The 9,696-nt window shown below is 62.7% G+C and carries 9 protein-coding genes; 2 read left to right on the top strand and 7 right to left on the bottom strand.

Annotated elements, in window-relative coordinates:
• Positions 1–297: 297 nt before the first annotated feature.
• The 7 genes from C3Y91_RS31835 to C3Y91_RS31805 form a co-directional block, all read right to left on the bottom strand.
• Positions 298–2,751, bottom strand: coding sequence for a glycoside hydrolase family 2 protein (locus C3Y91_RS31835; RefSeq protein ID WP_168576229.1), 2,454 nt, complete (start codon positions 2,749–2,751; stop codon positions 298–300).
• Positions 2,752–2,832: 81 nt separating this feature from the next.
• On the bottom strand, positions 2,833–3,228 hold the full coding sequence (locus C3Y91_RS31830) for a VOC family protein (RefSeq protein ID WP_018484671.1): 396 nt from the start codon (positions 3,226–3,228) through the stop codon (positions 2,833–2,835).
• 48 nt (positions 3,229–3,276) lie between these two features.
• Complete coding sequence (locus C3Y91_RS31825) at positions 3,277–4,026, bottom strand: ABC transporter permease (protein ID WP_130687536.1); 750 nt, start codon at positions 4,024–4,026, stop codon at positions 3,277–3,279.
• Positions 4,023–4,967 (bottom strand): ABC transporter ATP-binding protein, encoded by a 945-nt coding sequence (locus C3Y91_RS31820; RefSeq protein ID WP_130687538.1) that lies wholly within the window; start codon positions 4,965–4,967, stop codon positions 4,023–4,025. The genes C3Y91_RS31825 and C3Y91_RS31820 overlap by 4 nt, the downstream gene beginning before the upstream one ends.
• The gene (locus C3Y91_RS31815) at positions 4,964–6,130 is read right to left on the bottom strand and encodes an ABC transporter permease (protein ID WP_075226111.1); all 1,167 of its coding nucleotides are present in this window, start codon (positions 6,128–6,130) and stop codon (positions 4,964–4,966) included. The genes C3Y91_RS31820 and C3Y91_RS31815 overlap by 4 nt, the downstream gene beginning before the upstream one ends.
• A gap of 91 nt (positions 6,131–6,221) precedes the next feature.
• Positions 6,222–7,130: a glycine betaine ABC transporter substrate-binding protein OsmF gene (osmF, locus tag C3Y91_RS31810; RefSeq protein ID WP_018072367.1), complete on the bottom strand. Its 909-nt coding sequence runs from the start codon at positions 7,128–7,130 to the stop codon at positions 6,222–6,224.
• Between the two features lie 286 nt (positions 7,131–7,416).
• On the bottom strand, positions 7,417–7,602 hold the full coding sequence (locus C3Y91_RS31805; protein WP_174827182.1) for an acetyltransferase: 186 nt from the start codon (positions 7,600–7,602) through the stop codon (positions 7,417–7,419).
• A 49-nt stretch (positions 7,603–7,651) separates the two neighbouring features.
• Here C3Y91_RS31805 and C3Y91_RS31800 point away from each other — a divergent pair, with 49 nt between their 5' ends.
• Together C3Y91_RS31800 and C3Y91_RS31795 are read left to right on the top strand one after the other, a co-directional pair.
• Positions 7,652–8,899 carry a LysR family transcriptional regulator gene (locus C3Y91_RS31800; RefSeq protein WP_130688618.1) on the top strand — a complete coding sequence of 416 codons (1,248 nt, stop codon included), beginning with the start codon at positions 7,652–7,654 and terminating at the stop codon, positions 8,897–8,899.
• On the top strand, positions 8,896–9,621 hold the full coding sequence (locus C3Y91_RS31795; protein ID WP_168576228.1) for a copper homeostasis protein CutC: 726 nt from the start codon (positions 8,896–8,898) through the stop codon (positions 9,619–9,621). The genes C3Y91_RS31800 and C3Y91_RS31795 overlap by 4 nt, the downstream gene beginning before the upstream one ends.
• The last annotated feature ends 75 nt before the right edge of the window (positions 9,622–9,696 follow it).

The following is a 9,696-nucleotide window of genomic DNA, read 5'->3' as shown; positions in this document are numbered from 1 at the left end:
GGAGTGCGCACAGATCATCCAACAATCAGTGCAAATTGAACATGCAAGGGGGCCATACGGCGTCACCTATCTAACCTATCCCGTTACGCCAACGAAACGCCGTGCCCCAGCGCCTTGAACACAGTCGAGATGGGGCCGCCGCGATCGAACCCCGCAGGGTGGTTGTTGGAAAGGTCGGCTTCATCGGCCCCCTCATCCGCCCTACGGGCACCTTCTCCCCGAGGGGAGAAGAGGGAATCGAGACGCTGCGACATATCCCTTCTCCCCTTCGGTGGCGGCAGCCAGATGAGGGGCTTTTCAGCGGCGGACAACAAGATCATTGGCCGATCGCAGCACGGTGCCGACGGTGATGTCACCTGCTTCAATCGTCCTTGCCGTCCTGACCGCAAACACATGGCTCTCGCCCGGCAGCAGCGTCACCAGCATCGTGTCGGCGACGGCATCCGGATCCAGCCGGTCGGCCATCAGGCAGAGATCCTTGAGGAAATTTTGCGCCGTCACCTCGACCTGATACCCGCCGTCGATCCCGACGACATCGACCGTCAGCCGCGGTGCCGGCAAGGCAAGCTCGATATCCTCGACGAAATAGTGGAAGGCCCGCCTGTCGAGCATCTGCACGACGATGAGCTCGTCCTTTGGTAAGTCGGGAGTGACGATCTCCTCGGGCAGCAGAAATTCCTTTGCCTCGAAGCGGTCGCAGAGCAGCCGCCAGAATTCGAATTCGGCAAGCACGGTGCCGTCAAGCTTCAGGCGTTTGCCGCTGATCTTCGCCCGCCAGAACAGGGTGCGTTCATTGACGGCCACCGCGGCAAGCCCGCCGCTGCGCGGCTGGATCGTCAGCAGGCGCGGATCATAGGCCGCCTTCAGCGCGTACCAGAGCGGCTTGCGGCGCCCAGCCGAATCGAGTGCGGCCCATGAGGTCACCGGCCAGCAATCGTTGAATTGCCAGACCACCGCCCCCTTGCAGATATTCCGATGCGAGCGCATGTGTTCGACGCCGAAGCGAATGGCGCGCGCCTGGTTGAGCTGGGTGGCGAAGTGCCAGTCATCCATCGTCTGCGGTTCCGGCAGATGGCCGGACAGACCACCGATCAGCTTGTCGTTTCCTTGGGTTGCCTTCTGATGGTGGAAGACGCCGTTCGATTGCGGCGTCAGTGGCGCGTCATGCACGCTTTCTTCGATCGTCGCCCAGGCCGCCGGCGCCTGCCAGCCGAATTCGGAGCAGAAGCGCGGGATATAATTGCGGTAGACCTCGTAGCCGACATCGTTCCACACGTCCCAGATATGTTTGCAGCCATGTGCGTCGGCATTCGGTTCGATCTCCATCGAGCCGGAATAGGGGCTGCCGGGGTAATAGGGGCGGTCGGGATCAAGTTCGGCTGAGAGTTTCGGCAGCAGGTCGAGATAGTAGCCGAGCCCCCAGCTTTCGCCGGCCTTGATGATCGGCCGCCAGCCCCATTCGTCGAAACCCCAGATGTTCTCGTTGTTGCCGTTCCAGAGGACCAGCGAAGCATGCGGCATCAGCCGCACGACATTGTCGCGCACCTCAGCCTCGACCTCGCTTCTGAGCGGCTCTTCCTCCGGATAGGCGGCGCAGGCAAAGAGGAAATCCTGCCAGACCAGCATGCCCATGCGGTCGCAGGCCTCATAGAATTCGTCGGTCTCGAAGATGCCGCCGCCCCAGACGCGCAGCATATGAATATTGGCTTCCTTTGCTTCCGCGATCCGCGCGGCATAACGCTCAGCCGTCACCCGCGGGGGAAAACAATCGTCCGGAATCCAGTTCGCCCCGCAGATGAAGAGCGGCACGTCGTTGATGACGAAGGTAAAGGCCGAGCCGTGGTCGTCGGCTGCGGTATCGAGCCGCAGCGAGCGGAAACCGAGTTCGCGCTGATAGCTGTCGAGCACATCGTCGCTGATGTCGTCGACCAGCCTCAACGTCAGCGGATAGAGCGGCTGCGCGCCGAGATGGTGCGGCCACCAGAGCTGCGGCGAGGGCAGGCCAAGCTCGAACGCGACTTCGTCTTCGCCAGGCCCGATCGCCACTGTCGTCGTCGCGCCGCCGATTTCGGCAACGAGTCTCAACGCTGTCTTGTCGCTATGCCGGGCCAGCCGGGCATGGACCTTCACCAGTCCGTCGCCGCCGGCAAGTATTGCCGACACCCTGATTTCGGCAAGCCGCGCCCGATCCCAGCCTTCCAGCCGCACCGGCTTCCAGACGCCCGCCGTCACCAGCGTCGGCCCCCAGTCCCAGCCGAAATTGCAGGCCATCTTGCGCATTAGATTGCCCGGTCCCGGATAGTTGTTGGGACGGTAGCCGTAATGTTTTTCCATCTCCGCGCCATAGGCGTAAGCCGAGCGGAAGATGACGGTGAGTTCGTTCTGGCCAGCCTTCAGGAGCCGGGAAACATCGAAACGATAGGTACGGTGCATGTTGAAGGTGCAGCCGATCTTTTCGCCGTTGAGGGATATCACCGCGACCGTATCGAGCCCGTCGAAGACCAGTTCCTGCACCCTGGCATCGTCAGGCATCGCCTCGAAACTGCAGCGATAGGTCCAGTCGGTCTTGCCGACCCAGTCATTGGTGATCTCGTTGACGTCGATATAGGGATCGGGGATCAGCCGGTTGGCGAGAAGGTCGAGATGCACGCAGCCCGGCACCGTCGCGGCTATTGCAGCCGGCAGGCCGAGCCTTACTGTATCGTTACAGGAGAGCGTCCAGCCGGAATTGAGCGCAGTCTTTTCGATCATGGCGGGCTCCTGATGCATGCCGCTTGAAGCTGTGGGATTATCTATGGATTGGAACGTACCGGTGGTTCGGCATGAGATGCCTCAGAGAAACCGGCCGTGGCGCTGCAGCACCTCGATCTTGTAGCCATCCGGATCGCTGATGAAGAAGAACAGGCCGAAGAGCTTGCCGTCGCGGTTGAGCTCCACCAATTCACCCGGCTTGAGCCCGAGCTTCGACAGCCGCTCGCGCTCGACCGCCACCTCTTCGACCGAGACGGCGAGATGGCCATAGGCATTGCCGGGATCGTAGGGCGCGGTCCGGCCCTTGTTGACGGTCAGTTCCAGCTCGAAGCCGGTCTCGGCATTGCTCATATAGATCAGCGTGAAGGTTTCGAAATCGACGCGGTCGGCGACCGAAAGGCCGAATGCCCTCTCGTAGAATTCGACGGAGCGCGCCTCATCGAGAACGCGGATCATGGAGTGGATCATCTTCGCCAAGTCTGCCTCCCATTCTCATCAATTACGGCAGTCTTGGTACCCGTCCTTTTACGCCGCGCGCAAGCCGATTCTTCGCGTAATCGCCGCTTCGACCAAACCCATCGCGTCATAGATCAGCACCGCCATCAGGCCGACGATCAGACCGCCCTGCAGGATGAAGGCGGTGTTATCGGAAATCAGCCCGGCGATGATGACCTCGCCGAGACCCTTGGCCGCAACCGTCGAGCCGATCGTCGCCGTGCCGATATTGATGACGGTGGCGACCTTCAGCCCTTCGAGGATCAGCGGCAGGGCAAGCGGCAGCTCGACGCGAAACAGCCGCTGCGTGCCGTTCATGCCCATGCCGTCGGCAGCATCGAGAACCTGCGGCGAAACCTGCTTCAGCCCGGCGACGGTGTTTTCGAAGATCGGCAGCAGACCGTAGAGAAAGAGCGCGATCAGCGTCGGCATGGCGCCGAAGCCGGTCGCGGGAACGGCGAGCGCCAGCACTGCGACCGGCGGAAAAGTCTGCCCGGCATTGGCGATGGCGCGCGACAGCGGCAGGAAGTCAGCCCCGCTGTCCCGCGTCACGAAGATGCCGCCGACAACGGCAAGCACGGCGCTGCAGACGATCGAGCCGATCACCAGCTGCAGATGGCCGGCGGCCAGCGAAGCAAGGCTGTTTTGCGTATAGACGGCAGGCGCATTGTTGCTGGTCAGCGGCACCAGCATGAAGGAAAGCCACTCCGTCCTGAACAGCAGGATGAGCAGCAAAGTCAGCGCCGCCAGGCGGAAGAGATTGGCGACGACGAGCTTCATGCCTTGCGGCCCAGTTCGAGCAGCCGCGTCATCGAGATCGATCCCACCGGCGCCTTTTGCGCATCCTGCACCGCCGCCTCGTCGACCCCCTGCCAGATCATCTCGGCCAGCGCATCACGCAGGCTGAGCGATTGCGGCAGGGCATAGGCGAGACCGGTCTTGGCCGGCTCCATGCTTTCCTTCAGCGGCAGCAGCGACATCAGCTTCAGCGCCCGGTCGGAGGTGCCGGTCAATTGCTGCACGAAGGGGTCGGCGGGTTCGGTGAGGATCTTTTCCGGCGTCGAGCATTGCAGCAATCTGCCCTCGCTCATCACCGCGATCTGGTTGCCGAGATGGAAGGCCTCATCCATGTCGTGGGTGACGAGAATGACCGTCGTGCCGAACTGCTTCTGGATCGCCAGCAGATCGTCCTGCGCCTTGCCGCGGATGACCGGATCGAGCGCGCCGAAGGGTTCGTCCATCAACAGCAGTTCCGGTTCGGCCGCCAGCGCCCGGGCCACACCGACGCGCTGCTGCTGGCCGCCGGAGAGCTGATGCGGATATTTGTCGGCGAAGGTTGCCGGGTCGAGATTGAAGAGCCCAAGCAGTTCTTCGACGCGTTTGGCGATGCGGGCGGAATCCCAATCGAGAAGCTGCGGCACGGTGGCGATATTCTGCGCCACGGTCCGGTGCGGAAACAGGCCGTGTCCCTGGATCGCATAGCCGATCTTGCGGCGAAGCTCCGTCACCGGAACGTCCATCACGTTCTGTCCGCCGACTGAGATTTCTCCCTCGGTGATCGGCACCAGCCTGTTGATCATCCGCATCAGCGTCGATTTGCCGGAGCCCGACGTCCCGACGATGACGGTGATCTCGCCCTTCTCGACGCTCATCGAGACGTCGTCGACGACGGTGGCGGCGCCGTAGCGCTTGGTGACGTTCCTGATCTCGATCATGGTCATGCGGCAGATCCCCGGATGCTTTCGATGACCGCATCGAGGATGACGGCCGATGAGAAGGCGAAGAAGACGGTCGGCACGGCGCCGAGCAGGACGAGGTCCATGGCCGTCTGGCCGAGCCCCTGGAAGATGAAGATGCCGAAGCCGCCACCGCCGATCAATGCGGCGATCGTCACCATGCCGATCGCCTGCACCAGCACGATGCGGATGCCGGTGAGGATGACGGGAAAGGCAAGCGGCATGTCGATGCCGGACAGGATCTGCCAGCGTGTCAGCCCCATGCCGGCCGCAGCGTCCCGCACCGAGGGGTCGACGCCCTGCAGGCCGACGACGGTATTTGCGACGATCGGCAGCAGCGAATAGAGCACGAGCGCAATCAAGGCAGGCGCCGTGCCGATACCGCGAATGCCGATCGCGGCGGCGAGCGGCACATGGGTGGCGAGATAGCCGAGCGGCAGCATCAACAGGCCGAAGAGCGCCAGACTTGGGATCGTCTGGATAAGGCTGAGGCCCTGCAGCACGATGGCGCGCAGCTTCGGCACCCAGAAGCAGAGGATGCCGAGCGGCAGGCCGAGAATAATGGCGATGGCAAGTGAGCCGAACGCCAAGAGCAGATGCGAGATCGCCTCCGTCTCGAACTGCGGAGCCCGCGTCGAGAATTCCTTCATGATCGAAAGGCTGTCGAGCAGGCCGGAGGAGAGAGAGATGAAGAGCAGCGCCGTATAGGCTGCAAGGGCTGCGATCCGCATCCAGGGCGCCAGGCGGATCTTCACCAGCGCATCGGATATGACGAGGCCGATCACTGCAAACAGCGCCCAGAAGCCGCCGCCGGGCGTCATGCGCGCCACCGTGCTGCCGGGGGGCGTTGCCGCCGTCGAGACGAAGCCGATCGCGACGATTAGCGCCGCAAGACAGAGTGTCGCGATGACAAGCCGCGCGATCGCATTAGTGAGGAACAGCGTGGCGAAGGCGGTGAGAAGGAGAAGCGCGGTCAGGATGATGACGGAAGGCTGGGGAAGAAGCTGCATCAGCAGCATCGGCTTGCCGGCGGCGATGCGGTTCGCCTTCACGTAGATGAAGGGCATCAGTGCAGTCGCCGCGATGCCGCCGGCCACCAGAACCACGCCGAGCCGGTCCAGCCTGCGGACCGCTAAGGTTTCTGCCATGAATCCCAATCCTGTCTGGCCAACCCTGTCAGGAAAGCCAATCCTGTCAGGAAAGAAAGCTCCGCCCTTAATCGGGCGGAGCGGGCAATGACTACTTCAGGAAGCCTTTTTCCTTGAGATAGGCTTCGGCGACGGACTTTGCCGGCTCGCCATCGACCTGGATCTTGGCGTTGAGCTTGCGCAATTCGTCGGCAGTCAGGCTCTTGAAGATCGGCGAGAGCACTTCCTCGATCTTCGGATTGGCCTTCAGCACCTCTTCGCGGATGATCGGCGTCGGGGCATAGACCTGCTGCACGTTCTTGTCGTCTTCGAGAACGGTAAGTTCGGCCGCTTCGATGGCGCCGTCGGTGCCATAGACCATGGCGGTGTTGACGCCGTTCGTCTGGTCGGCGGCTGCCTTGATCGTTGCCGCCGTGTCACCGCCGGAGAGAACGACCATCTGGTCGGGCTTCAGCTGGAAACCGTAGGTCGTCTGGAAGGCGGGAAGTGCGCCGGCCGAATTGACGAATTCGGCGGAGGCGGCAAGTTTGGCGGCACCGCCGCCGGCAACCCATTTGCCGAAGTCGGTGAGGCTCTTCAGCTTGTTCGGGCCGGCGACGTCGCTGCGCACGGCGAGCGCCCAGGTGTTGTTGGCAGGCGACGGCGTCAGCCAGACGATCTTGTTGGCGTCGTAATCGAGCTTCTTCGCCAGCTCATATCCCTGGTCGATGTTTTTCCAGGCGGCGTCATCCGCCTTGTTGAAGAAGAAGCCGGCATTGCCGGTATATTCGGGATAGATGTCGATTTCGCCGGCGGTGATCGCCTTGCGCACGACGGGCGTCGCGCCAAGCGCGATGCGGTCCTGCGTCTTGATGCCGTTCGCTTCGAGAGCGAGCGCGATGACGTTGCCGAGCAGCGTGCCTTCCGTGTCGATCTTCGACGAGACGACGATGTCGGCGGCATGGGCCGCACCCGCTGCGAAGGCGGAGAGCGAAACGGCAAGTGCGAGTTTCTTCAGCATGGAAAGTCCCCTTTTTCAAAAACCGTTGACCTACAGCGCCGCATGTCTTTCAGACGTGCAAGGACGTTGTAGCACTTTGAATTGCTGCATAATTTTATCTTAAATCGATTCCGATTTAAGGAATTATGCAGTGGCCCAAGCCCCGGGCGGGAGGCCTGCGCATAGGAAATCCGCCGGCGAAGGCGGTGAGGCCGCCATCATGCCGGAATTGCGTGCGTGATGGAAATAGCGTGCATGCCCGAAAAATCGATGCAAGCCCCCTCCAGTATTTGCGGTCGCGGCACGATTATGGCGGCGAATGCATCTCCGCGCGCGGAAAGGCATTCCCTTTTCCAAGGCCGTCGCGATTTGTTTTTGTCCCCTTGCGTGTTTCCACGATATTCCCAGGCTCTGTTGCGGATTCCCGCCGCCCGGATTTTTCTATGATCGAACGATAGCCCGGCTCTCCGGAGGCAGGGATATCTTTTTTCATGAACACATCATATCGTCCGGTTTTTCCAGCACTTTCCGGAGGTGGCCGTTTGCATCTTGGTGCCCTGTTCATCGCAAGCCATGTCCTGACCTCCGGTTCGGTCCGCGAGACCGCGCGGCGCTTCCAGCTGTCGCCCTCCACCGTCTCGACGGCCATCCATAATCTTGAGACCGAACTGGCGATGAAGCTGACGGAACGCGCCTCCGGCGAGCTGGCGACGCTGATTGCGAGCGGCAGGGTGCTGGAAGGCCTGGAGCCGATCATGGCTGCGATCGGTGAGCTCGGCCAATGGGCCGGTCACGACGGCGCCGGCGCCGAGATCGACGAGGCCTGGACATCCCGCATTCCCGTCAAGATCGTCACGATGGAGCGTTTTCTCGAAGTTGCCGATCAGGGCAGCATCAACCGGGCCGCCCGCCGTCTTCGCCTCGGTCAGCCGCAGCTTTCGCTTCAGCTTGCCAATCTTGAGAAATTTCTGAGGCACCGCCTGTTCGAGCGGCAGGCGCAGGGATCGGTGCTGACGGAGGAGGGCAGGCGCGCCTACCAGATCTTCATGGCGATCAGCCAGGCGTGGAACGATCTCAAATCGTCGGCCGACGAGCGTTATCGGCGCACCGCCCGGTCGCTGCGCATCGGCTCGATCATTCCGACCGGTTCGGAAAGCTGGGTGGCACGCTGCCTGGGGTCGTTGGTCTCCGAATGGAATGCGCGCCGCAACAACAATGCGATCTCGCTGGTGTCGATGACCGCCGACGATCTGCGCGAGGCGCTGAAGAACGGCCGCATCGATGTCGCAATCCTGGATTCGGTCTTCGGCCTCGAAAGCTTCCGGCATCGCGAATTGCTGCAGACCGATATGGTGGTGATCGCGCCGCCGGATAGTACCGAGACCAGTGTCGCCGATCTCGTCGCCGGCCACGCGATCTGCATGCCGAGCCCGCGCACCGGCCTCGGCCATGCGGCCATGGCCTTCAGCTATGAGCGCGCGCCCAACCGGCGCCGGCGCGGCCAGGATATCACCGCGGCAGATTCGCTGCCCGTCATCGTCGATCTCGTCGCCAATCACGGTTACGTCTCTTTCCTCGGCCGGGTCAGCGCCATGCCGATCGCCGACAAGGTGCGCATCGTCGATCTCGACGAGCATCTGCCGATGTCCTATCACGTCGCCTTCAACCATCGCAAAGCCGCCGCCGATGCCTGCACTGTCATCATCGAGGCGGCGGCGAGAATTACCTCGGAATCCGTCGCACGAGCCATAAGGCCGGCGGATGCCGGAGCCAGGGAGACTGCAGCGTGACGATCTTGCTTGAGGTATGCGTGGACAGCGCCGAGGGCCTCGCCGCCGCGATCGAAGGTGGGGCCGGGCGCATCGAGCTCTGCTCGGCGCTGGAACTCAGCGGCCTGACGCCGCTGCCGAGCCTGATGCGGATCGCCGCCCGGGCGCCCATTCCGGTCTATGCGATGATCCGCCCTCATGCCGGGCCTTTCATCTTCGACGGGGTCGACGAGGAAGCGATGATGATCGATATCGATGCCGTGCGCGCTGCTGGCCTTGCCGGTGTCGTCATCGGCGCCAACCGGCAGGATGGTACGCTCGACATGCCGTTGATCCACCGGTTGAAGGCGCATGCCGCGGGCCTCGGCTCGACGCTGCATCGCGCTTTCGATCTGGTGCCGGATGCCGATCGGGCGCTGGAGCAGGCGGTCGAGCTCGGTTGCGAACGCATCTTGACCTCCGGCTGCGCGCTGAAGGCGGCCGACGGTATCGACACGCTGAAGCGCATTTCGGCAAAGGCCGCCGGCCGGATCGCCATCATGCCGGGCAGCGGCATCCGCCCGGCAAATGTCGGCGAGATCCTGCAGGCGACCGGCGCCCGTGAGGTCCACGGCTCCTGCAGTTCGCCCGTCGAAAGCGCCGATCCGCGCGCCGTTGCTTTTGGTTTCGAGGCGAAAAGCACGAACAAGACGGACGTCGCCGTCGTCAGGCAGATGCGTAGGGCGATCGAGGCGGCGGGTTAGCCCGACTGCGGGAGAAGGGATACGCCGTAACATCTCGATTCCCTCTTCTCCCCAGCGGGGAGAAGGTGCCCGTAG

It is taken from the genome of Rhizobium ruizarguesonis (assembly GCF_012349115.1).
GTDB classification, from domain to species: domain Bacteria; phylum Pseudomonadota; class Alphaproteobacteria; order Rhizobiales; family Rhizobiaceae; genus Rhizobium; species Rhizobium ruizarguesonis.
Note: the sequence above shows the minus strand (reverse complement) of the source record. Positions and strands in the feature narration are given on the sequence as shown.

Coding starts and splice junctions, on each gene's coding strand:
- C3Y91_RS31805 (WP_174827182.1), bottom strand. CDS start 7,602: ATGAAAAAAGATATCCCTGCCTCCGGAGAGCCGGGCTATCGTTCGATC.
- osmF (WP_018072367.1), bottom strand. CDS start 7,130: ATGCTGAAGAAACTCGCACTTGCCGTTTCGCTCTCCGCCTTCGCAGCG.
- C3Y91_RS31815 (WP_075226111.1), bottom strand. CDS start 6,130: ATGGCAGAAACCTTAGCGGTCCGCAGGCTGGACCGGCTCGGCGTGGTT.
- C3Y91_RS31825 (WP_130687536.1), bottom strand. CDS start 4,026: ATGAAGCTCGTCGTCGCCAATCTCTTCCGCCTGGCGGCGCTGACTTTG.
- C3Y91_RS31835 (WP_168576229.1), bottom strand. CDS start 2,751: ATGATCGAAAAGACTGCGCTCAATTCCGGCTGGACGCTCTCCTGTAAC.
- C3Y91_RS31820 (WP_130687538.1), bottom strand. CDS start 4,967: ATGACCATGATCGAGATCAGGAACGTCACCAAGCGCTACGGCGCCGCC.